Here is a 22,303-nt window from a genome sequence, read left to right as displayed (position 1 = left end):
TGCGACTGCGACTCCGACTTCGATTAGTGGATGGAATCCGCGGTCCCGCCGTCGATCCGGAGGTTCGCGGCGTTGATGTAGCGGGCGCGGTCGCTCGCGAGGAACGCGACGAGGTGGCCGATGTCCTCGGGGTCCCCGATGATTCCGGCGGGGTTCGCCATCGGACCGTTCAGGGCGGCCTCCTTCTCGAGGCTCGGCCAGTCCGTCGGCTCGCCGTTCTTCTCGGCGCGCTGGCGGAACATCTCGCGGATCTCTTCGGTGGCGATGATGCCGGGGCTCACGCAGTTGACGGTGATCCCGGTGTTGGCGAGCTCCTTGGCGAGGGAGACGGTCATGTTGACCAGCGCGGTCTTCGACGCGTAGTAGTGGGGCATGCGCGAATTCGGCCGGACGTAGCCGACCGTCGAGAGGAAGATCACGCGACCCCAGCCGCGCTCCTTCATGCCGGGCGTCAGCGCGTGGACGAGCCGGACGCCCGAGAGCACGTTCTTGTGGTAGATGTCGATCCAGTCCTCGGTCGGGCTCTCCCAGGAGCCGCCTTCGGCGACGCCGTAGTTGTTCACGAGGACGTCGATCTCTCCGACGCTCGCCGCGACGTCTCGCGCGCCATCGTCGTTCCGGATGTCACCGGCGACGGCGTGGGCTTCGAATCCCTCCTGGCGAATCGACTGGGCGACGGCTTCCGCCGGCTCGATCTCGAAGCCGTGGACCCAGACCTGCGCGCCCTCTCGCGCCAGGACGCGCGCGAGTCCGGCGCCGGTTCCGCGATAGCTGCCGGTGATCAGGGCGCGCTTGCCGTGTAGCTGGAGTTCCATTCTGTCTTCCTTCTCTCAGAGGCGACCCACGAGCGCTTCGACGACTTCGTGGGCGAGCGTCTCCGCGAGCGGGTCGCGCTCGCTCGCGCGGAACGCGCAGATCGTGACCGGTCGCCCCGATCCCGCGAGGTCGGGGAAGTGCATGGCGAGCCCATTGTAACCGGGTCCGCCGGCCCCGTGGCCGTACCAGAAGCCGGCGCGATGCCTCGGATCGCCGAGGACACCGCAGCCCGAGCTCGGTCGGACGTCCGGCGCGGCCTCGCGACCGATCCACTGGAGGTCGGTCATGCGCGCGAGGGAACCCGGGGCGACGATGCGTCGGAGCGAGAAGGCTTCGTAGAACCGGACGATCTCGGAGGCGCGGGAACGCACGACGCCATGAGAGACCCAGCCGGGGTGCATGGATTCGTGGACCGGGATCGAGGAATCGCTCAGCCGTTCGCTGCGCGCCGGCGTGAGACCCGCGAGGTCTTCGATCGTCTCGACCACGCGTGTCTCTTCGAGGGCGAGGGGTCGCGCGATCTCGTCCTCGACGAGCTGCGCGAAGGGCCGCCCCTCGATTCGAACGACCAGTTCGCGCAGGAGCATGTAGCCCGGGTTCGAATAGGCCCAGCCGGCTCCGGGCGGGTAGGCGAGGCCGCGGCGGTAGGTCCGGTCCGCGTAGTCCTCGAAGGTCCAGGGCTCGCCCGGGTGATCGCGGAGCGTATCGTGATAGGCCGCGTCGGCGCCGTAGTCCGGAAGACCCGCGGAGTGCTGGAGTACGCGCCAGAGCGGGATCGCGTCTCCGTCGGGCACGTCCGGGAACCACTGCCCGATCGGGTCGTCGAGAGAGAGTCGTCCGGCCTCGACGCGGCGGAAGACCAGCGCCGCGATCATCGTCTTGGTGATGCTGTAGGCCAGGACGATCGGCTCCCGACCGTTCCGGCCCTCCGCACCCGTCCAGCGCGTGACCGGCGCCGAGCGATCGACCGCCGCGGAGAGGACGAGCGCGCCTTCCGCCGAAGCGTGGCGTTCGAGCACCTCCGCCAGGGCGGATCCGGTCTGGGGCGACATGGTGGAACTCCCGTCCGAGAGGACGGAGGAAGCCTACCTTGGTGCCCGCGCGCGGTCAGCGATAGCCTCTGTCCGACCCTGATCCGGAGAGGTGGCCGAGCGGTTGAAGGCACCGGTCTTGAAAACCGGCAGAGTGAAAGCTCTCGTGGGTTCGAATCCCACCCTCTCCGCCATTCCGTCCGCCGGTCCCGGGCGACGGTGCGTCGATTCGACGAGACGTCGCATCGTCGAGCGGAAACTTCGCGTGTCGACCTCGACGGTCGCCGCATTCATCTCTCGGAGATCGATGTGAGGAAAGTCATCGTGCGAAACCGAAAGTTCTTCTGGTCCTGTCTCGTCGCGACGCTCGTGATGACCGCGTGTGCCACCTCGCCCCTCGGACGGCGGCAGCTGCTCATGCAGTCGCCGACGGAGATGGCCTCGATGGGGATCGCGGCCTTCGAGGAGATGAAGTCGACGACGCCGCGCTCGACGAACGCGGCGCAGCGTCGCCTCGTGCAGTGTGTCGCCGACGCGATCACCGGGGTGCTGACGCCCGACGACATGGGCGTCGTGGTCGTCCAGGGATGGGAGACGGAGCTCTTCGCCGACGACTCGGCGAACGCCTTCGCGCTTCCCGGCGGCCGGATGGGCGTGCATACCGGACTCCTGAACGTCGCGACGACGCCCGACCAGCTGGCGGCGGTGATGGGGCACGAGGTCGGACACGTGCTGGCGCGACACGGGAACGAGCGCGTCTCGCAGACCTACGCGGCCCAGGGGCTGCTCGTCGGCGCTTCGATCTTCACCGGCACGGAGACACCCGAGAGCCAGCAGCTGCTGGGGGTGCTCGGTGTCGGGGCGCAGGTCGGGCTGATGAAGTTCAGTCGCGATCACGAGAGCGAGGCGGATCACATCGGCCTCCGCCTGATGGCCCGCGCCGGATTCGATCCCCGCGAATCCGTCACGCTCTGGCAGAACATGGGCCGCGCCGCGTCCGGCCAACGTCCTCCGGAGATCCTGTCGACGCATCCGAGCGGCACGACGCGCATCGCGCGCCTTCGCGAGGCGATGCCCGAAGCCCTTCAGCTCTACGAAGCGGCGCGCGCCTCGGGCCGGCGTCCGGGCTGCCGCTAGAGGGCGGTCGTCGAGAGAATCCCGATGGTCCAGAAGCTGCGAGCGGAATTGGCTCTGGTCCGCCGATTCAGTCACGGTAGCCTCGGGGGATGGCGCGCCTCGTCCCCCTTCTCTTCGCGACGGCTGCGGCGATCAACCTGATCCCGATCGTCGGCGCTTTCTCGGCGGGGCGCCTCGAGGCGCTCTACGGCTTTCCCGTCGAGCACGCGAACCTGGAGATCGTACTGCGGCATCGCGCGGTCACGATCGCGCTGGTGGGCGCGTTGCTCGCGGCCGCCGTCGTTCGACCGACGCTTCGTCGCGTCGCCAGCGTGCTCGGCCTGACGAGCATGTCGACCTTCGTCGCTTTCGTCGCGCTCGTCGGAGACGCGAACGCGGCCCTGCTCCGGGTGCTCTACGTCGACCTCGTGGGAATCGGGGCGCTTCTGATGGCGACGATTCTCGAACGCCGACGCATCGCATGACGACGATCCGCGACTACGCGGCCGAGCGCGATGCGGCCGTCGTACGCTCGCTCTTCGTCGAGCTCCACGAGACGGAGCGCGCGATCGATCCGCGGATGCGGCCGAGCGAGGAGATCGCGGACGACTATCTGGCGAAGCTCTTCGAGCGGGCGCGGGTCTACGATGGCGTCCTCCTCGTCGCGGAGCGCGAGGGGACGGTCGTCGGCTACGTCAGCGTCTGGCGGCGCTACGTCTCCGACGAGCTCGACGACCCGCCGGGCGAGATGGGCTACGTGAGCGATCTCGTGGTGAGCCCCGCCGCGCGTGGCCAGGGCGTCGGGCGCGCGCTCCTTCGGCGGGCGGAAGCCGCCGTCCGGGAGGCCGGGGTCACGACGCTCCGACTCTCGGTTCTCGCGGGCAACCGCGGGGCAATCGCGCTCTACGAGGACGAGGGCTTCGAGCCGGTCGAGGTCGACATGGAGAAGCGGCTCGATTCGTGAACGGGGCGCGCCTCAGCTCGTTTCCCGCGGCTCGAGGGATTCCGCGTCGAGGCCGTGATGTCCCCACAGATCGCCCCCGCCCGCGAACTCGTTCTCGACCCAGTCGTCGCCGATCAGCAGTCCGTCCCAACCGATCTCGACGTCGAAGCCCGACGGCCCCTGCATGTAGAAGGACACGGTCTCGTCGTTGCGGTGACGGCCGAGGGTCGAAGTGATCGGAACGCCCTTCGCCATCGCGCGATCGAGGGCGCCGCCGAGCTCGTCGAGGGATTCGGTCTCGAGCATGAGGTGCTGCAGTCCCGTGAGCTCGCCGATCTGGAGGAGGGCGATGCTGTGGTGTCGGCGGGTGCACCGCAGGAAGTGGATCCCCATCCCGTTCGGACCGAAGGTCATGTAGTCGGACCGCTCGAAGCCCAGCACGTTCCGGTAGAAGGCGAGGGCCGCCTCGATGTCCGGCACGTAGAGCACGACGTGACCCATGCCGAGATCGCCGGTCAGGAAGCGCGTCCCGGTCGGCGAGCGGAAGTCGCGGTCGCGCACCGGGCCGGCGAAGAGCTCGATCCGGTGGCCGGCCGGATCTTCGAGCACGGCGAGCGAGGCCACGCTACGCGCATCGAGCTCCTCCGGCGTGCCCGGGCGTACGTCGCCGCCCCGCTTCTGGAGATGCTCGACGACGAGATCGAAGCTCCCCTGCGACTTCACTTCGAAGCCGAGATAGCGGAGACCGGGCTCTTCAGCCGGGTGCACGGCGATCCGCCATTGTCGGTCGTCCATCTTGAGGTAGACGGATCCGTCGGGTCCCGTCCCGCCCCGCTCGGGGGCCGGCGCGAGGATCGGGCCGCGATCACCGGGCGGAATGGTCGACGGCATCAAACCGCAGACTTCGGTCGCAAACTCGAGCCAGGCCTTGGCGTCGTTCGCCGCGACGCCGACGTAGCCGAGGCCCGCGTATTCGATTCGATTCGTGTTCATGGGTGGGGGGCTCCGTTGCAGTGGGGCGACTTCGTTTCGAAGCGGCCAGGATGAGAAGACTCGAGGCCGGGATTCATGCGCGCTCGCTCGATTCACGCGCGTTCGTCCCGGGCGGTTGCGCCGAGCGGAGGACCATGTCGACGAGCCGGTCCACGGTTCCCGCATCCGTCGCGCCGCCGAAGAAGAGGCGCAGCACGACCGCGCCACCCAGCATGCCCGCCATCAGGTCGAGGTCCGCCTCCGCGGGGAGCTCGCCGCGCTCGACGCCGCGCTCGAGTGCTTCCGCGACCGGGCGCATCCGCTCGAGGACGTAGTCGTCCATCTCCTGGGCGAGTCGCGGCTCCTTCTGGCGCTCGGCGGCGAGGGAGGCGAGGAGACCGACGAGGGGGACCGTCTCGGTGATGCCGATGAACTGGGTCAGCAGCGTCCGGAGGTCTTCGTCGACGCTGCCCGTATCGATCGGGTCGAGGGGCGGCGCGGCGCGGAGTGCGGCGACGACGAGGTGGGTCTTGCTCGGCCAGCGCCGGTACATCGTGGTCTTGGCGACGCCGGCCCGGTCGGCGACGTCCGCGACGCGAACGCCGTCGAATCCCTGCTCGGCGATCAGGTCGAGGGTGGCGTCGATGATCGAGCGGTCGGCGTCGGGGTCGCGAGGGCGTCCAGAGCGTCGCGGCCGGGGCGGCGCGGCGGTCGGTCTCTTCTTTCCGGCCTTCGCCGTGGGCATGACGCGCGCTCCTGGTCCCGGTAGCGAAATAAGCTACCAGGAGTATCGTATATCGCCAGCGACCGGATTCGAGGAGGAAGACGCATGGGAATCGGCCTTTCCAAGCCCGCGCTCGACGCGGGGCTCATCACCCGGGAGGCCGAGCCGCTGCTCGCCTTCTACGTCGAGGTCTTCGGTCTCGAGCGCCTCGACCCGCTCGTGCTCCCGAACATCGGGACGATCCACAAGCTCGCCGCCGGTGAGAGCATCCTTCGCGTGATGGTCCCCGAGACGCTGCCGGAGCCGGACGAGGCCGAGTCGTGGTCCGGGCGGACCGGGATCCGGTACCTGACCCTCGAGGTCGAGGACGTCGCGGCGACCGTTGCGGCGCTCGAGGCGAAGGGCGGCCAGGTCGTGCTCCCGCCCTTCGAGCTCCGGCCCGGTCGCTTCGTGTCCCAGGCGACGGATCCCGACGGCAACATGCTCGAGATCGGACAGGGGTGACCTGATGGTCGACTACGACCCCTACTCCGACGCCGTCATGCGCGACCCGTTCCCCGTCTATGCGGAGCTCCGTCGCGAGGCGCCGGTCTTCTATCACGAGAAGTACGACACCTGGTTCCTCTCGAAGTTCGAGGACATCTGGACGAGCACGTCGATGGATCTCTTCACGGCCGAACAGGGCGTCGCGCCGGAGATGGTCCTGCTCAAGCGCCCGCCGCCGCCGGATCCCGTCTTCTCGACGCTCGACATGCCGCGCCAGCGCGACTACCGACGCATGTTCGTGCCGCGCTACACGCGCCGCGCCGCGAACGAGATGGAGGCCGACGTTCGGGCGATGACGCGGGAGATCCTCGAGCCGCTGGCGGCGAAGGGGCGCTTCGACGTCTATCGCGACCTCGCCGATCCCCTGGCGACCCGGATCACCGGGAGCCTCCTCGGGATCCCCGAGGACGAGACGTTCCGGCTGCGCGCGCTCGTGGCGAAGTTCTTCGAACGCGAGCCGGGACAGATCGGAGGCCGGCCCGAGAACGAGAAGGCCGGCGAAGCGCTGATCGGCGGGATCGCGGCGGCGGTCCAGCAGCGAATGGAAGAGGGCGACCAGGGCCGCGAGGACCACATCTCCGTCATGATGCGCACCGAGGCGGAAGGCAAGCCGCTGAGCGTGGCTTCGATCATCGGCGCGACCCACACGCTCCTCGTGACGGGGGTCGAGGTCGTGACCCTCGCGGTCGCGAATACCATCTACTACCTCTGGCAGAATCCGGACCAGCGAAGCCAGGTCGTCGCGGATCGCGCCCAGGTGCCGCACGCCTTCGCCGAGTCGCTTCGCTACGACCAGCCGACGAACCTGCTCGGCCGCTTCGTGAAGGGCGAGGTCGAGATGCGCGGTCAGAAACTCCAGCCCGGCCAGGGCGTGATGTTCCTCTGGGCCTCCGGCAACCGGGACGAGGAGGAGTTCGACGAGGCGGATCGCTTCGACCTCTCACGTCGCCCGAAGCGATCCCTCTCCTTCGGCCACGGCTACCACAAGTGCATCGGAGAGCACCTCGGCAATCTCGAGGGAAGGGTCCTGCTCGAGGAGATCCTGGCGGTGGCCCCGGACTACGAGGTCACGTCGGGGGCCGAACGCGCCTACAGCGAGTTCCTCCACGGCTTCCACCGGATGCCGATCGAGTTCGCGCCCCGCTGACGCGCAGCACCGGCTCGCGCCGTCCCTTCCCCGCGCTCGACCCGATCGCCTTCGCTCGCGCCTAACGAACGCGCACGCCGTCCCGGTCGCAGTCGAGGATGACGGGCTCGCCGCCCGCGGACAGGTCGAATCGGTAGGACCGCGCGCCGGGCGAACCCGAAGACGCGCCAGCGTCTTCGAGCGAGAGGCGCGAGAGGCCGTCCTCGGCGGGAAGGAGGTCCCGGGTCGTCTCGAGATCCGGGCAGACGCCTTCCATCATCACGTGCTGCGTGAGCATCATGCGCGCGACCGACACCCGGTTCATCGCCTGGGCGCGCAGCGCGTTGGCGAACGCCTTCCGCACGATCTGGATCTCGTCGATCGCGCGGTCCGCTTCCGTGAGGCGCACGGCATCGTCAGCGTTCTCCGCGCGGATCTGACGGTAGAGATGCTCCGCCCGTTCGAGTCGGGCAGCGGTCTCGCCGGCGCGTCCGCCCCGGCCGCCGACCTGGCCGAGGGCGTTCAGCGCCTGGCGGGCTTCGTAGACGGGCAGGCCGTAGCGAAGCTCGTCGGCAGCCATCTCGGCGAGCGTGTCGCCGCCCTTCGGGCCGGAGTCGACGACGCCCTCGAACGCGGCATGGGACTCCGCATATCGCTCGGCCCGCTTGGCCTCCTGGGCGCGATCGAAGCGAGCGCGCCGCTCCGGATCTCCGAGCGTGGGGCGCGCGCCGGGACGGCCGGGCGCGGCCGGCGACGCTTCGAAGAGGTCCAGCTTGGCGACCAGGCGATCCGCGGCTTCGCTGCCCACGTGCTGGAACGCGCGATGGATGCCCGCGTGGTCGAGTCCGCGAACGCTGATCGTCGCGTTGGACACGAGGGTGGGCCGACCGCCCGCGTCGAGGGTCATCGTCACCCCCGCCGTCTCCGCCGGACCGACCAGCGCGATCACGACCGTGAGTCGTCCCTCCGTCGCGCCGGGCTCGAGCCGCAGCCGCCCGGCGTCGGTCAGTCGGTCGAACGCCGCGTCGCCCGCAGCCCGCTTCATTTCCTCGACCGGAAGCGGGACCCAGTCCTCGTTCCGGACCTCGATCGTCGGCGCGACCGGGATCGGTGCCGCCGCGACGGCCGGCGAGGGCGCGGCGAGAGACACGAGAAGAAGGAGGACTCCAACCCGGAAGACGACGAGTGATCGGCGCATGCCTCTCGCTTCGGCGTTTTCTCCCCTCGTCATGAGCCGTGCCGGAATCTCGCCGGCAACGCGTCGGCAGCAGCGAATCCGAAGCGGTCCTCGGCTGCGACGGGAAGGATGCAGGCCCCCAAAGCGATCGGGCGCCGCGACGGGGGACCTGAAGCCCTACGCGACCGGCGCTGCGTCGTTCCGGCGAGAGAGCAGGGAGAACACCGAAGGCGCGTCCATGAAGAACCAGACCGCGACGACCGCGTCCATCACGGCACATCCCAGCGACGAGAGCTCGTCGAATGCCCAGAGCGGATTGCCGTAGAAGTGATGCGCGAGATCCCAGAAGGTGTGCATCAGCCAGGCGATTCCGATGTAGCGGTACGAACGATGTCCGAGGACCGCGGGGACGATCGCCGTGGCCATGTAGACGAACTCCCAGGGGCCGAAGCCGCCGTTCACGTAGATCGTCGCGAACCCGCCGGCGATGACGACGTTGATCTGACGTCGCAGGGGCTCCTTGACGAGCGACATCAGCGTGATGAAGACGAGTCCCTGAAGGGCCGGAGCGATGTAGGCGATGAGCGGTGCTTCGCGCACGATCGGTTCCATGGAGCGGACCTCCTGATCGGTTGGATCGTGCGAGGCTAGAAGATCCCCTCGTGGCGCGATCGCCAATTAAGGTCGCTTTCCTGCCAAACGACGCGGCGCCATGTCGTCCTGCAGTCATAGGAAGCGCGCGACGGCCACTCCTCGGCCGACGATCGCTAGAATCCGGCCAATGCACCGCGTGGCCGTTCTCGCCCTACACAGCGTCGTTCCCTTCGATCTCGGCGTGCCTTGCGACGTCTTCGCTCGGGTCCGACTGCCCGACGGCGCGGCCGCGTATTCCGTGGCGGTCTGCGGAGGGACGAAGCGGGTGGAATCCGTGGGCTTCGAGTTGCGCGTGCCCCACGACCTCTCGGCCCTCGAGGACGCGGAGACGATCGTCGTACCGGGGCTTGCCGATCTCGACCGCCCGATCCCGCGCAAGACCGTCTCTGCACTTCGAGCGGCCGCCGAGCGCGGCGCGCGGATCGCTTCCATCTGCACGGGCGCCTTCGTTCTCGCGACGGCCGGATTGCTGTCCGGCTTTCGGGCGACGACGCACTGGCGCGCGACCGACGAGCTCGCGGAACGGTTTCCGGCGATCGACGTCGACCCGTCCGTCTTGTTCGTCGACAACGGTCAGTTCCTGACCTCCGCTGGCGCGGCCGCCGGGATCGACCTCTGCCTTCACATGGTTCGCCGCGACCATGGCGCCGCCGTCGCCTCGGAGATCGCCCGGTTGACGGTCGCGCCGCTCGAACGGGACGGGGGGCAGGCGCAGTTCATCGCTCGTCCGATGCCGGCGAGTGACGACGACTCGGTGGCGAACCTGCTGGACTGGATCGAATCGAATCTCGGGAAGCGCCTCTCGATCGAAGCCATCGCTCGACAATCCGGGATGAGCACGCGCTCGCTGAGCCGGAAATTCCGGGAACAAACGGGCGCGACGCCGGCCTCCTGGATCCGACAGGCGCGGATTCGTCGCGCGCAGGAACTGCTCGAGACGAGCCGACTCAACGTCGACGGCATCGCGTCGGCGGTCGGATTCCGCTCGACGCCCACCTTCCGGGCGCAGTTCCAGCGGATCGTCGGCAAGAACCCGACCGACTATCGCCGGATGTTCAGGTCAGACGAGGATGGCGACGGCGAGCGCGCAGCAAGCTCATCCATGGCCTGAGCGCGCTCCGCGCGCGCAAGGAATGAGTGGATCCCCGACATGGATTCGAACAGACTCCTGCCCCGAACCGAAGATCGCTGGCGGCAGCTCCAAGTGCGCGCTCGGAGTACAGATGGCCAACAAGAGGGCGAGAGGGGGGGCGCCATCGGAGTCGCTTCCAGCAAGCCGCCGCGCGCGGCGCTCCGGGGGCTCCTCCACCATCCGGCGAAGTTCCGCGAGCGCGCCTTCGTCGAGCTCGCCCTAGACGACGCCGGCGAACGCCGTCCAGCGGTCTGAGAATGCCTTGCTGATGTGACCGCATCGCGTGCCCTGCCCATCTCGAGCGAGCAGCTCGACGCGGAGCTCGATGTCATGGCTGTGCAGCCTTCGGGGCGCTATGTGACGTCCAAGGCGCGGGCGTTCATCGACGCCCTCGCCGAAGAGCCTGTGGCACAGACCTTGTGGAGCAGCTGATGGAAGCGTTGCATGTACTCCAGCCCTTGATCCTGCTCCTGCTCGTGGGTGTCCTTGCCATTGCGATGTCGCGCCGTCTCGGGCTGAGCCCGATCGTCGGCTATCTCATGGCGGGGCTGCTCATCGGCCCCCACGGCCTGGACTGGGCAGCGGAGACCTCCACGACGCACCTCCTGGCCGAGCTCGGCGTGGTTTTCCTGCTCTTCGAGATCGGGATGCACTTCTCGATCGGGACGATCTGGGAAGCGCGACGGGACATTTTCGGCCTGGGTCCGCTGCAGATCCTGCTGTGCGCGATCGTCTTCACGTGGGGCGCCACGATCGCGGGCATCCCCATCGACCAGGCCGCGCTGCTCGGCGGAGGGCTCGCGCTCTCCTCGACCGCCGTCGTCGTTCAGACGCTCCGGGAACGGCAGCAGCAAGGTTGCCCCGTCGGTCGGACGGCGACCGCAGTCCTCATCTTCCAGGACATCTTCGCGATCTTCCTGCTCGTATTGGCCAGCGGCAGCACCGGCGCGGCCGGGGCCGATGTGCTGAGCGCACTCGGGACGGCGCTCGGCAAGGGGGCGGTCGCTTTCGTCGCAGCCGTCGCGATCGGCCGCTATCTCGTCGACCCGCTCTTCCGCTTCCTCGCGCGATCGATGAACGAGGACATCTTCACGCCAACGGCTCTGCTGGTCGTGTTGGCTACGGCCGTCGCCACGGCGAGCGCCGAGTTGTCCCTCACCCTGGGCGCCTTCCTCGGTGGGATGATCATCGGAGAGACGCCGTACCGGAGCATCATCCAGAGTGAGACGAAGCCGTTCCGTGCCCTGCTGCTCGGCTTCTTCTTCATCACGATCGGCATGTCGCTCGACTGGCGGGCGATCCTCGCGGATGCCGGTGCCATCGTCGCGTTTCTGTTCCTGCTCCTCGCTCTGAAGACGTTGCTCGTCGCGGCGTCGGCCCGCGTCTTCGGATGGTCGAACGCGGGTGCGATCCAGCTCGGCGCGCTGCTGGCCCAGGGGAGCGAGTTCGCCTTCGTCATCGTCGCGATGCCGGCCGTTCGGGCGGGCCTCGGCGAGCAGGCGGTGGGAATCGTCGTCGCCGGGGTCGCCGTCAGCTTGGCGCTGACGCCCTCGGTGGCAGCGCTGGGCAACGCCGCCGCCCGCCGCATCCGGCGATGGAGGGAGCCCGCCGACGCTTCAGGACCTGCGCCGTCGACCAGCACGGTGGCTCCGGTGGTCGTGTTCGGGCTGGACGAGGTGGGGCGTCGCGTCGCGGATGCCCTCGAATCGCACGGACTTCGCTACGACGCCGTCGAGATGGACTACGACCGCTTTCTTCGGGCGAGCGCTGATGGCTACGCGGTGGCGTTCGGGGATCTCGGAGACGTGCGGCTCATGCAGGCGTTGTCCATCGACGAGCGCAGTTCCGTCGTGATCACCATCGCCCGGTACGAGGTGTCGCGCGACTTGACCCCGGTCATCGACATGCACTTTCCGGGGCTTCGTCGTTTCGTGTCCGTGGACGACGCCGTCGATCGGACGCGCTTCGAGGCGTTGGGCCTGTCGCCCGTCGTGGCGCAGAGCGTTCCCCGGGGCCTCGAGCTGGCGGCGGAGGTGCTTCGATCCGAGGGAGTCTCGGATGATCGCGTGCGCGAGTGGATGGAACGCGAGCAGGAGCGCTTCCTCGGGGATGACTCCGCGGAGATCGCCGCAGCCTGAAGCAGCATGCGCCGGCGCCGCGCGTCAAGGCGCCGCGTGGATCGGACCCTTGCGATCCCTGAGGAATCCAGCTGTTCGCTCGGCAGCCACCGCTTGCATCTCGGCAACGACTGCGATCGCGATCTCGTCCGGTGCATCTGCGCCGAGGTCGAGTCCGGCGGGAGCGTAGATCCGATCGAATTGATCGCCGTCCAGGAACACGCCCTCCTCACGAAGCTCGCGGATCAGGTCCTCGAACCGATGCCTTGGACCAAGCATCCCGATGTAGCGCGGGTTGTGGGATAGAAGACTTCGGAGAACGGTCAGGTCGTGCAGATAGTGATGCGTCATCACGACTGTGAAGGTGTCCGCGTCGACGCCCGTCTCCTTCGCGGCCCGCGCGAATGAACATTCGCGCAGTCGAGCTCCGGGAAAGCGGGAAGCGGTCAGTCCGGCGGAACGGGTATCGACGATCGTGACGTCCCAGCCCAGTCGGGTCGCGGTGCGGGAAAGCGGGGCGGCATCCGGGCCGGCCCCGAAGACGACCAGACGCTTGGGAATTGCAACCGATTCGATGGCCGTCTCTCGCCGTGGACTTTCGAGGACTGCGTGGCGGCCCGTCCGCAGTGCTTCGCGCAGTCCTCGCTCGAGCGTCTCCGACGCGGAGAGGTTCCAGCGCCAGCCATCGCCGCGAAGCCCGGACCAACGACCGCGCTGGGGGCCGGCCAGCTCGACAGCGACAGCTCCTGCGAGGCGCTCTTCCAGGCAGCTACGCAGGAACGTGAGCGGGCCCGGCGCTGAGGCATCGACCCGTTCGAGCCAGACCCGCACGACGCCGCCGCAGCCCAGGCCCAGGCCCAGGAGGACGTCGTCTTCCCGCGTTGCGTCGTACTCGACGAGCTCAGGCGTACCGCTCGCTCGGACCAGCCGAGAGCGCAAGAGCAGATCTCCCTCGAGGCAACCTCCACTGACGAGGCCGATCGTTCGCTCGTCGGAAAGGATCAGAGTGCGCGCGCCGGGACGACGATAGGTCGAGCCCGTCGTGCCCACGACACTCGCCAGTACCGCGGACTCGCCGGAGCGGGAGAGACGGTCGAAGGCGTCGAGGATGTCCCGCAGCTCTCGCATGTTCGGCCCTCCTACTTCTTCGCGGGATCGGAGCTCTGATCCCCCGGGCAGAGGGCCCCGGCCGAGATCCAGACCCCCATCGCCTCGATGAAATCGGCATGGCTGCCGGGTGCTGGGGTCCTGCCGGGTCCCGGCTCCCAGGCCCACTGCACCAGCGGGTCGATCTTCGCGTGATGGTCGAGAAACTCGGCCCGGAAGGTGTCCAGGTCGTGGCGCCCCCCGCGCTGGGCCAGACGGCTGCTGTTCCGTTTCGGGTCGAGCCAGCGGCGACACAGCTCGCCGGCCGAGAGATCGCGCGGGATCGACATCGACGGCGGCGGCATGTGCCAGACGAAGCCGGGCATCTCGTCGTTCGCGGCTCCGGGTGGCATGCCGCCCTCGCGACCGTTGGTGTTGCGGTGGCAGCTGCGGCAGTTCATGCCCGACGTCGGAAGCTGGTTGAAGCCGTGGTCGGAGGGCAGCAGCACGATGTTGTGCCGCAGGTCGATGCCCATCGGGTGGGGCTCGCGTTGATCGCCGACCGTCGGATGATGGCTGGTTTCGCCGATCACGCCGTGACAGTTCGAGCACCGGGGGTGGGTGGCAACCGCATGCAGGTATCCGAATGCGGTCTCCGGCGAGGGAGCTGCGACGAAGCGCGCGTGCGCCTCCTCCTCGGCGCCGACGGCGCCCGTCAAGAGGAACAGCACGAGAACGGAGCGAAGCGCCACCCGCATCACGCCGCCTCCGATCGCAACTGGGCGAGGACCGCTTCCGGTCGGATCGGGAGGTCACGCAGACGAACGCCGACTGCATCGTAGATCGCGTTGCCGATGGCGGGTGCGACGGCGATCACGCCCGGCTCCCCGAGGCCCACGGGAAACTCATCGCTCGGAACGAGCTGGATGTCGAGCTCCGGGACGTCACGCATCCGCACGGGCTGGTACTGGTGCAGGTTGGTCGCCGCGACGCGACCTCCTGCAAGCTCCGTGCTCTCGTGGAGCGCGAGGCTCACGCCCCAGAGCACCGACCCTTCGAGCTGCGCCAACGCGCCATCGGGATGTACGATGGTCCCCGCGTCCACTGCCAGGTGCACCTTCTTCACCGTGACCGCACCGGAGTCGGGGTTCACGGCGACGTGTGCCGCGCAGGCGACCCAGGTCGGCATCGTGCGCTCCTGACCGGCACTGACGGCGAGACCCAGACCCTCGTTCTTCGGAAGCGAACGGCCCCAATCGGCCTGCTTCGCGACTTGACGGAGCACCTTCGCGAAGCGCTTCGCTCCCCCGACGCTTTCGGGCGCCTTCCCGGCATTCTTGCCCTGGCCGTCGAGGAGCTCGAGGCGCAGCGCGAGCGGGTCCTTGCCCATCCTGTGAGCGATCTCGTCGATGAACGACTCGACCCCCCAACCGATCCAGCCAGGGCCGACCGACCGCAGCCAACCGGAGAGAAAGGTCTTCTGGGCGAGGTCGTTCTCGATCGCGCGCACGCGATGGCTCGGGAGCGTGTACCAGTGGTCCGAACCACTGGCGGCGAAGATGTCGACCTTGCCATCGCCCGCGGCGGCGTCGGCCATGAAGCCGGGCGCCATGGCCGATGTCGGCCAGCCCGACGTGAGCGCGTGCTCGAGGCCCGCGAGCTTCCCCGACTGGTCGAAGAACGCCTCGAACTGCTGCACCGACGGCGAGCGCGGCTGGTCGAAGAGCGCGTCGTCCGGACGGGTGAACACCATCTTCACCGGCTTGCCGACTGCCTTCGCGGTGAGCGCCGCGGGGACGATGTAGTCCCCGTAGAGCCGGCGCCCGAAGCCGCCGCCCAGGAAGTAGTGGTGGATGATGACCTTCTCCTGGGGAACGCCGAGTGCCTTGGCCACCGTGGGCAGCGTCAGCGACTGCCATTGGTTTCCGGTGTGCACGTGCCAGGCGCCGTCCTTGAACTCGACGGTGGCGTTCACCGGCTCGAGCTGGACGTGCAGGGCAGTCGCCGTGCGGTAGTTCGCCTTCAAGATCGTCGCGGCGGATTCGCGCGTAGCTTCGATGTCTCCTTCCTCGACCCACAGTGCACCCTTCGAGCGATCGGCGACCAGCTTCTTCCCGTGCTCCTGGATCATCGCCTCGCTCACCTTCGTGGCGGGGCTCATTTCGTAGGTCACATCGATGGCATCGGTCGCCTTGATCGCCGCGTAGTAGGAGTCGGCAAGGACGGCGACCCAGCCCTGGCAGGTCTCGCTCGGGTCGACCAGGACCTCGTAGCCGAGGTAACCCTTCACCTTCTTGGAGGCGGAATCGTCGACGCGTTGGACCCGATTGCCATAGCGGGTTGGAGGGACCACCGGGCGGGCGTAGACCATGCCGTCGATCTCGACATCGATCCCGTAGACCGCGGTGCCGTTCGTCTTGGCGGGGATATCGAGGGCGCGGGTGTCTCTGCCGACCAGACGTCTCTCCGCCGGGGCCTTGATGGGGAGCTGCTCGAGCTCTTCGGCCGAGAAGCGTCGGTCGAGCTGGCCGCGCTGGACGATTTCACCGAACGCAACCGAACGGCCGCCTCTCGAGACGACCCCGTCCGCGATCTCACAGGTCTTCGGATCTTCGCCCAGCAGGCGCGCGCCAGCCTCGAGCAGGGCGATGCGGCCGGCCGCCCCGGCACGCGAGAGGTGCTCGAAGCTGTGGAATACGGACCAGGATCCGCCCGTGACCATGAAGCCCCACTTCGGATCCGTGGCGACGTGGTGGATCCTCACACGATTCCAGTCGGCGCCGAGCTCGTCGGCCACGATCCGCGCCAGCGCGGTTCCGATGTGCTGGCCCATCTCGGACTTCGCGACGTGGACCACGACAGCGCCTTCGCGGTCGATCTCGAACCAGATCGTCGGTGCGAAGGCCTTGCTCGCGACGGCGGCCCGAGCGGAGGCGGTGGCGCCAATCGCACCGAAACCCATGACGACGGCGGTACCGACACTGCCCACGAGGAAGTCGCGCCGGGACAGGTCGAGCGCGTTGCGCTCCTGATTCTTCATCTCAGCTCTCCTTCCGCGCCGTTGCCGTAACCGTTGCCGCACGCTGGATCGCCTTCTTGATCCTCGGGTAGGCCATGCAGCGACACAGGTTCGCCGACATGTGATCGACGATCTCCTTCTCGCTGGGATCGGCATTGCGTTCCAGCAGAGTGGCCGCCTGCATGATCTGGCCGGACTGGCAGTAGCCGCACTGTGGCACCTGCTCTTCGACCCAGGCGTGCTGAAGCGGGTGTTCGTCGTTCAACCCCTCGATCGTGGTCACCTTCGTGCCGGCCGCTCCGGCGACCGGGAACGAGCAGGACCGCACCGGGTTCCCGTCGATGTGCACGGTGCACGCCCCGCACATGGCGATCCCGCAGCCGAACTTGGTGCCCTTGAGCCCGAGCTCATCGCGGATCACCCAGAGGAGCGGCGTATCGCTCTCGGCCGAGGACTCGACGTACTTCCCGTTCAGCTCGAATCGAACCATCTGAATGCCTCCCAAATCGGCCCGTCCCGTCTCGACGGCGCCGTATCGATCGACACGCGTCCCGTCTCTGGGGCCGTGCGCCTCGCGACGAGATAGATGATTAGGCGGGGTCGGCTCACGCCGGAATACCCGATCGGACTCGTGCCTTGCCTGTTCCTGCCGCCGGGACGAGCGGCTGTCAGGCTACGGCGGCGTGGTCTCGTCGCCTCGTCGCGGTGAAGCACGATCGAGCAAGACATCGGCGGGAAGAGGCATTTCCCGGCGGGGGACCGGTTGCTATCCGTGGGGATCGACGGTGCCCGCTACGCGCCTCGGGCCATGCGGGCAGCGCATTCGAACCGTACGGTGGCGATCGAACGAGCGTTCAATTCCCCTGCGGCGTCGCTTCATTCCCCGTGGCGGCGCGCTCGAATCCGAGCTCGCCGAGCTTGCGAGCGATGTCCGCCGCGGCGGTCGCCGGGTTGACATTTCGATCGATGGCGACGATCGATCCGTCCGACGCGAGGAAGAAGTTCGTTCGAAGGGCGAAGCGTTCCTGGTGCAGCACACCGTAGGCGCGAGCAATCGCTTTGGAGGAATCCGAGAGGATAGGAAAGTCTGCGCCCGTTTCCCTTGCGAATCGCTCGTTCTCGCTGAGAGGATCGACGCTGGCCATGACCACGGGAACGCCATAGGCGCGGATCAGATCCCCGTCCTCGGCCAGCGATTTACATTCAAGCGTGCAACCCGCCGTGAAGGCGCGCGGATACCAGGCGATCACGAGCCCGCCATTGCTCAGATACTCCGCCAGGCGGTGGATACGCCCGTCGGACCCCGCCAGCTCGAACGGCGGCGCCTTGTCACCCACCTCGAGTGCGTCGACCGCCCCGTCGGCGAGAAGGATTGATAGCGACATGCCCAGGAAGACGATCGATCGATTCAAGCCGGCACACAGTCGAAACATCGGGTTGCTCCTCGCTCCGGATCGGGTCGTCCGACCGCGAGTCTTGGGGCGGCGACTCGCGGCACTCGCGCTGGTCGTCGCTGCGTTCTCGGTCGGAGCCAACGGTGCCCGGGGACAGGAGACCCCGGCCGTCCCCACGATCGTGCCGGAACGGAGGAGCCTCGTCGAGTACGACGAGTACACGGGGCGCTTCGAGGCGATCAACCGGGTCGAGGTCCGCGCTCGCGTGAGCGGGTTTCTCGATCGGGTGGCCTTCCAGGAGGGCCAGATCGTCCAGGCGGGCGATCTGCTCTTCGTGATCGACCAGCGGCCCTTCCGGATCGCTGTCGACGCCGCCCGAGCCGACTACGAAGGGGCGGTCGCGCGTCGGGATCTCGCGAAGCTCGAGAAGGAGCGGGCCGAGCGCCTCCTCGCTGGACGCACGATCCCTCGGGAGCAGTACGACGAGGTCCACGCCGAGTACGTCGCCGCGACCGCGCGCGTTTCCAACCGGAAGGCCGCGCTCGCCCACGCGGAGCTCGAGCTCGAGTACACCGAGGTCGCGGCACCGATCAGCGGACGCATCGGCAAGCGTCGAGTCGATGAGGGCAACCTGATCAGCGGCGGAACGGCCGCGGCGACCCTGCTCACGACGATCGTGCAAGAGGACCCGATCTACTTCGTGTTCGACGTGAGCGAGACCGACTACCTGCGGTACTCCCGGCTCGATCTGAGCGGGGCACGGCCGACGTCGCGCACGACGCCCAACGCCGTGAGCGTCAAGCTGCTCGACGAGCAGGACTTTGTGCATCACGGCGTGATGGACTTCGTCGACAACGAACTCGACGCGTCTTCCGGAACACTCCAGGGGCGCGCGGTCCTCGCCAACCCGGGCGGATTCATCCAGCCAGGCGTCTTCGGCCGCCTGCGGCTCCAGGGCAGCGGGCTCTACGAGGCGGTGCTCGTGCCCGACGAGGTCATTCAGTTCGACCAATCGCGACTCTTCGTCTTCGTGATCGACGAATCGGGGCGCGTCGACCGGCGCTGGATCGAGCCGGGTCCGATTCATGGCGACAAGCGAATCGTTCGGAGCGGTCTCAGCGGGCACGAGACCATCATTGCGGGCGCGTTTCATCGCGTTCGCGTCGGGGCCGAAGTCGAGTCCGCGGCCACGGCACTGCAGGCGAGTCGATAGACATGGGATTCGCGCACTTCTTCGTCGATCGACCGATCTTCGCGGCCGTCCTCTCGGTCCTGATCACCTTCATCGGTGGGCTTACATACGTCGGTCTTCCGACGACGCAGTACCCGGAGATCGCGCCTCCCACGATCGAAGTCAGGGCCTCCTACCCGGGCGCGAGCGCAGAAGTCGTCGCGGACACCGTCGCGACGCCCCTCGAGCAGGAAATCAACGGCGTCGAGAACATGCTCTACATGTCCTCGCAGTCGACGGGTGACGGCAACCTCACGATCGCAGTGACCTTCGAGCTCGGCACGAACCTCGAGGCGGCCCAGGTCCTCGTCCAGAATCGGGTTGCGATCGCGGAGCCGCGTCTCCCGGAGTCCGTGCGGCGCCTCGGCGTCGTGACCCAGAAGAGCTCGCCTGATCTCCTGATGGTGATCAACCTCTTTTCCCCGGACGAGACCTACGACCAGCTCTACATCGCGAACTATGCGACGCTACAGATCCGCGATCGACTGGCTCGGATCAACGGCGTGGGGCAGGTGCGGCTCTTCGGCGCAAGCGAGTACGCGATGCGCGTGTGGCTCGATCCGCAGCGCATCGACTCGGTGGGACTCACGGCGGGTGAGGTCGTCGCGGCGCTGCGCAGCGAGAACGTCCGGGTCTCCGCCGGCGTGATGAACCAGACACCGTCGAAATCGCCGGCAGCGTTCGAGATCGGCGTGCAGACTCGGGGGCGATTGATCACGCCGGACGAGTTCGAGCGGGTCGTCGTCAAGGCGGAGGACGACGGACGAATCGTGCGCCTCGGAGACGTCGCCCGAATCGAGCTCGGCGCCCAGAGCTATCTCACGCGGGGCTACCTCGAAAACCAGCCCGCCATCGCTCTCCCGATCTCCCAGACGCCCGGAACGAACGCACTCGAGACGGCCGCCGCGTTGCGTGCGACGATGCAGAGCCTCTCGGAGGAGTTCCCGCCCGGGCTCGCGTACGCGATCGCCTACGACCCGACGGCGTTCATCGCGGAGTCGGTGGACGCCGTGATCCAGACCATTTTCGAGGCGATTGCGCTCGTGGTGCTCGTGATCGTCATCTTCCTCCAGAGCTGGCGCGCTGCGCTGATCCCCGTGGTCGCGATTCCGGTCTCGCTCGTCGGGACCTTCGCGGTGATCTCTGCATTCGGATTCAGCCTCAACAACCTCTCGCTCTTCGGTCTGGTCCTCGCGATCGGGATCGTTGTCGACGACGCGATCGTCGTCGTCGAGAACGTCGAGAGGAACATGCGGGGAGGGCTCGGCGCGCGCGAGGCAGCGCACCGAACGATGGACGAGGTCGGAAGTGCCCTGATCGCGCTTGGACTCGTGCTCGTCGCGGTCTTCGTTCCCGCCGCGTTCGTCACGGGAATCACCGGCCAGTTCTTTCGACAGTTCGCCCTCACGATCGCCTCCGCGACGATGATCTCCGTGTTCGTCTCGCTCACGCTCAGCCCGGCGCTCGCGGCGCTGCTCCTCGAAGCGCCGCAGGAAGCGAAGGACCCGACGCCCTTCGGACGGCTCTTCCTTCCATTCAATCGCGGCCTCGAGCGGTTCTCGGAACGCTACGGCGCGTTCGTCGGGCGTCTACTCGGCAAGGCGATGCTCGCCTGCATCGTCTACGTCGTTCTGCTCGCTCTCGCTGCGCTCCAGTTCGGCGTCGTCCCCGGCGGCTTCATCCCCGCCCAGGACCAGGGCTACGCGATCATCTCGATCGAGCTGCCTTCGGGCGCCGAGCTCGCGCGGACGGACCGCGTCACGCAGGAGGTCACGCGACGCCTGCTATCGATCGACGGTGTCGAGAACGCCGTCGGCTTCGCCGGATTCTCGGGCGCGACCTTCACGAACGCGCCCAACTCGGCGACGATCTTCCCGACCTTCGCGCCCTTTGACGAGCGTGATGCCGCCGGAATCGACTACCGCGACCTGATCGATCGGATGTGGGAAGTCGCGGAGACGACGGACGAGGCCTTCGTCCTCGTGATCGAGCCACCGCCGGTGCGTGGGATCGGGAACGCGGGCGGCGTTCGGATGATGGTTCAGGATCGGCGCGGACGGGGTCTTCGGCTCCTCGAAGACTCGACGAACGAGATCGTCGACGCCGCCAGCGAGTCGAGCGAGCTGACCGGCGTCTTCACGCTCTTTGACAACCAGACACCACAGCTCTATCTCGACGTCGACCGGGAACGCGCGCGGCGGCTGAACGTCCCGATCTCGGGCGTGTTCGAGGCGGTCGAGGTGTACTTCGGCTCCGCCTTCGTCAACGATTTCAACTACCTGGGAAGAACGTTCCGTGTGACCGCGCAGGCCGACGCGCCCTACCGACAGTCGGCCCGCGACCTCCTGCATCTCCGCACGCGCAACGCGCAGGGCGAGGCCGTCCCTCTCGGCAGCGTCGCGCGCGCGGAGTTCCGCACCGCGCCGTACCGGGTGAGCCACTACAATCTCTTCCCGGCGGCGTCCGTCTACGCGAATCCGACCGAGGGGACGAGTACGGGCGAATCGATCGCGCGGCTCGAATCGATCGCGGACGCGTCCCTTCCAGACGGATTCGGCTACGAGTGGACGGAGCTCGCGCTGCAGGAGAAGCTGGCCGGCGACAGCGGGCTGGCCGTCTTCGCCCTTGCCGCGCTTTTCGTGTTCCTCCTGCTGGCCGCGCAGTACGAGAGCTTGAGCCTCCCGCTCTCCGTGATCCTGATCGTTCCAATGTGTCTGCTCTTCGCGATGTTCGGCGTCTGGATCACCGGTTGGGACAACAACATCCTGGTTCGCGTCGGTCTGATCGTGCTGGTCGCCCTCGCGGCGAAGAACGCGATCCTGATCGTCGAGTTCGCCAAACAGCGAGAGGACGAAGGCGAGACCGCCGAGCAAGCGGCGCTCGACGCCGCCCGACTGCGTCTGCGACCCATCCTGATGACCGCGTTCTCCTTCATCCTCGGCGTCGTGCCCCTCGTGATCGCGTCCGGCCCCGGGGCCGAGATGCGCCGGTCCCTCGGTATCACCGTCTTCTCAGGCATGTTGGGCGTCACGATCATGGGCCTCGTCTTCACGCCGCTCTTCTACGTCCTGTGCCGCGACCCGCGGCGGCTGCTGCGGCCGGGCGGCGAGGCGAAAGCGAACGAGCAGGCCACGCACGCCGACCGAGATCCCGATGTTGCCTGATCGCGCCAGAATCGACGCTTTCCGGCCTCGATTTTGTTCCTATACTTGCCGGAAC

At 67.9% G+C, this 22,303-nt stretch carries 20 protein-coding genes and 1 tRNA gene; 10 read left to right on the top strand and 11 right to left on the bottom strand.

Annotated elements, in window-relative coordinates; all coding sequences use genetic code 11:
* Positions 1 to 23 precede the first annotated feature (23 nt).
* Positions 24 to 815 (bottom strand): SDR family oxidoreductase, encoded by a 792-nt coding sequence (locus NXI30_03010; GenBank protein MCR9093163.1) that lies wholly within the window; start codon positions 813 to 815, stop codon positions 24 to 26.
* A 15-nt stretch (positions 816 to 830) separates the two neighbouring features.
* A complete protein-coding gene (locus NXI30_03005; GenBank protein MCR9093162.1) occupies positions 831 to 1,868 on the bottom strand; it encodes a beta-lactamase family protein in 1,038 nt (345 codons plus the stop codon).
* 85 nt (positions 1,869 to 1,953) lie between these two features.
* Here NXI30_03005 and NXI30_03000 point away from each other — a divergent pair.
* The 4 genes from NXI30_03000 to NXI30_02985 all read left to right on the top strand — a co-directional run bounded on the left by NXI30_03000 (position 1,954) and on the right by NXI30_02985 (position 3,927).
* A tRNA-Ser gene (locus NXI30_03000) sits at positions 1,954 to 2,041 on the top strand.
* A 130-nt stretch (positions 2,042 to 2,171) separates the two neighbouring features.
* Entirely contained in the window at positions 2,172 to 2,984 is an 813-nt protein-coding gene (locus NXI30_02995) for a M48 family metallopeptidase (GenBank protein ID MCR9093161.1), read from the top strand.
* A gap of 89 nt (positions 2,985 to 3,073) precedes the next feature.
* Complete coding sequence (locus NXI30_02990) at positions 3,074 to 3,448, top strand: phosphopantetheine adenylyltransferase (GenBank protein ID MCR9093160.1); 375 nt, start codon at positions 3,074 to 3,076, stop codon at positions 3,446 to 3,448.
* Positions 3,445 to 3,927, top strand: coding sequence for a GNAT family N-acetyltransferase (locus NXI30_02985; GenBank protein ID MCR9093159.1), 483 nt, complete (start codon positions 3,445 to 3,447; stop codon positions 3,925 to 3,927). The genes NXI30_02990 and NXI30_02985 overlap by 4 nt, the downstream gene beginning before the upstream one ends.
* Before the next feature lie 12 nt (positions 3,928 to 3,939).
* Here NXI30_02985 and NXI30_02980 read toward each other — a convergent pair whose 3' ends face one another.
* Both NXI30_02980 and NXI30_02975 read right to left on the bottom strand, forming a co-directional pair.
* The gene (locus tag NXI30_02980; protein MCR9093158.1) at positions 3,940 to 4,899 is read right to left on the bottom strand and encodes a VOC family protein; all 960 of its coding nucleotides are present in this window, start codon (positions 4,897 to 4,899) and stop codon (positions 3,940 to 3,942) included.
* A gap of 73 nt (positions 4,900 to 4,972) precedes the next feature.
* Complete coding sequence (locus NXI30_02975) at positions 4,973 to 5,623, bottom strand: TetR/AcrR family transcriptional regulator (GenBank protein ID MCR9093157.1); 651 nt, start codon at positions 5,621 to 5,623, stop codon at positions 4,973 to 4,975.
* 84 nt (positions 5,624 to 5,707) lie between these two features.
* On the opposite strand from NXI30_02975, the gene NXI30_02970 reads away from it, so the two are divergent.
* Positions 5,708 to 6,106, top strand: coding sequence for a VOC family protein (locus NXI30_02970; protein MCR9093156.1), 399 nt, complete (start codon positions 5,708 to 5,710; stop codon positions 6,104 to 6,106).
* A gap of 4 nt (positions 6,107 to 6,110) precedes the next feature.
* Positions 6,111 to 7,295, top strand: coding sequence for a cytochrome P450 (locus tag NXI30_02965; protein MCR9093155.1), 1,185 nt, complete (start codon positions 6,111 to 6,113; stop codon positions 7,293 to 7,295).
* A 61-nt stretch (positions 7,296 to 7,356) separates the two neighbouring features.
* Here the strand turns inward: NXI30_02965 and NXI30_02960 are convergent, their stop codons facing one another.
* Together NXI30_02960 and NXI30_02955 are read right to left on the bottom strand one after the other, a co-directional pair.
* Positions 7,357 to 8,472 (bottom strand): hypothetical protein, encoded by a 1,116-nt coding sequence (locus tag NXI30_02960; GenBank protein ID MCR9093154.1) that lies wholly within the window; start codon positions 8,470 to 8,472, stop codon positions 7,357 to 7,359.
* 156 nt (positions 8,473 to 8,628) lie between these two features.
* Positions 8,629 to 9,063: a DUF6010 family protein gene (locus NXI30_02955; protein MCR9093153.1), complete on the bottom strand. Its 435-nt coding sequence runs from the start codon at positions 9,061 to 9,063 to the stop codon at positions 8,629 to 8,631.
* Between the two features lie 169 nt (positions 9,064 to 9,232).
* Here NXI30_02955 and NXI30_02950 point away from each other — a divergent pair, with 169 nt between their 5' ends.
* The gene (locus NXI30_02950; protein ID MCR9093152.1) at positions 9,233 to 10,216 is read left to right on the top strand and encodes a helix-turn-helix domain-containing protein; all 984 of its coding nucleotides are present in this window, start codon (positions 9,233 to 9,235) and stop codon (positions 10,214 to 10,216) included.
* Positions 10,217 to 10,668: 452 nt separating this feature from the next.
* A complete protein-coding gene (locus NXI30_02945) occupies positions 10,669 to 12,375 on the top strand; it encodes a cation:proton antiporter (protein MCR9093151.1) in 1,707 nt (568 codons plus the stop codon).
* A 24-nt stretch (positions 12,376 to 12,399) separates the two neighbouring features.
* On the opposite strand, the gene NXI30_02940 is transcribed toward NXI30_02945, so the two are convergent.
* The 5 genes from NXI30_02940 to NXI30_02920 form a co-directional block, all read right to left on the bottom strand.
* Positions 12,400 to 13,482 carry an XdhC family protein gene (locus NXI30_02940; protein MCR9093150.1) on the bottom strand — a complete coding sequence of 361 codons (1,083 nt, stop codon included), beginning with the start codon at positions 13,480 to 13,482 and terminating at the stop codon, positions 12,400 to 12,402.
* Between the two features lie 11 nt (positions 13,483 to 13,493).
* Complete coding sequence (locus NXI30_02935; GenBank protein ID MCR9093149.1) at positions 13,494 to 14,198, bottom strand: hypothetical protein; 705 nt, start codon at positions 14,196 to 14,198, stop codon at positions 13,494 to 13,496.
* Complete coding sequence (locus NXI30_02930) at positions 14,198 to 16,480, bottom strand: molybdopterin-dependent oxidoreductase (protein MCR9093148.1); 2,283 nt, start codon at positions 16,478 to 16,480, stop codon at positions 14,198 to 14,200. The genes NXI30_02935 and NXI30_02930 overlap by 1 nt, the downstream gene beginning before the upstream one ends.
* A gap of 1 nt (position 16,481) precedes the next feature.
* Positions 16,482 to 16,949: a (2Fe-2S)-binding protein gene (locus NXI30_02925; GenBank protein ID MCR9093147.1), complete on the bottom strand. Its 468-nt coding sequence runs from the start codon at positions 16,947 to 16,949 to the stop codon at positions 16,482 to 16,484.
* A gap of 364 nt (positions 16,950 to 17,313) precedes the next feature.
* Positions 17,314 to 17,796 carry a peroxiredoxin family protein gene (locus tag NXI30_02920; protein ID MCR9093146.1) on the bottom strand — a complete coding sequence of 161 codons (483 nt, stop codon included), beginning with the start codon at positions 17,794 to 17,796 and terminating at the stop codon, positions 17,314 to 17,316.
* Between the two features lie 46 nt (positions 17,797 to 17,842).
* Here NXI30_02920 and NXI30_02915 point away from each other — a divergent pair, with 46 nt between their 5' ends.
* Positions 17,843 to 19,066 (top strand): efflux RND transporter periplasmic adaptor subunit, encoded by a 1,224-nt coding sequence (locus NXI30_02915; protein MCR9093145.1) that lies wholly within the window; start codon positions 17,843 to 17,845, stop codon positions 19,064 to 19,066.
* Positions 19,067 to 19,068: 2 nt separating this feature from the next.
* Positions 19,069 to 22,248, top strand: coding sequence for a multidrug efflux RND transporter permease subunit (locus tag NXI30_02910; GenBank protein MCR9093144.1), 3,180 nt, complete (start codon positions 19,069 to 19,071; stop codon positions 22,246 to 22,248).
* The last annotated feature ends 55 nt before the right edge of the window (positions 22,249 to 22,303 follow it).

This window comes from bacterium (assembly GCA_024742285.1).
Taxonomy (GTDB): domain Bacteria; phylum Myxococcota_A; class UBA9160; order UBA9160; family UBA4427; genus UBA4427.
The sequence above is the reverse complement of the archived record's forward strand: the minus strand, read 5'-3'. Positions and strand labels throughout refer to the sequence as shown.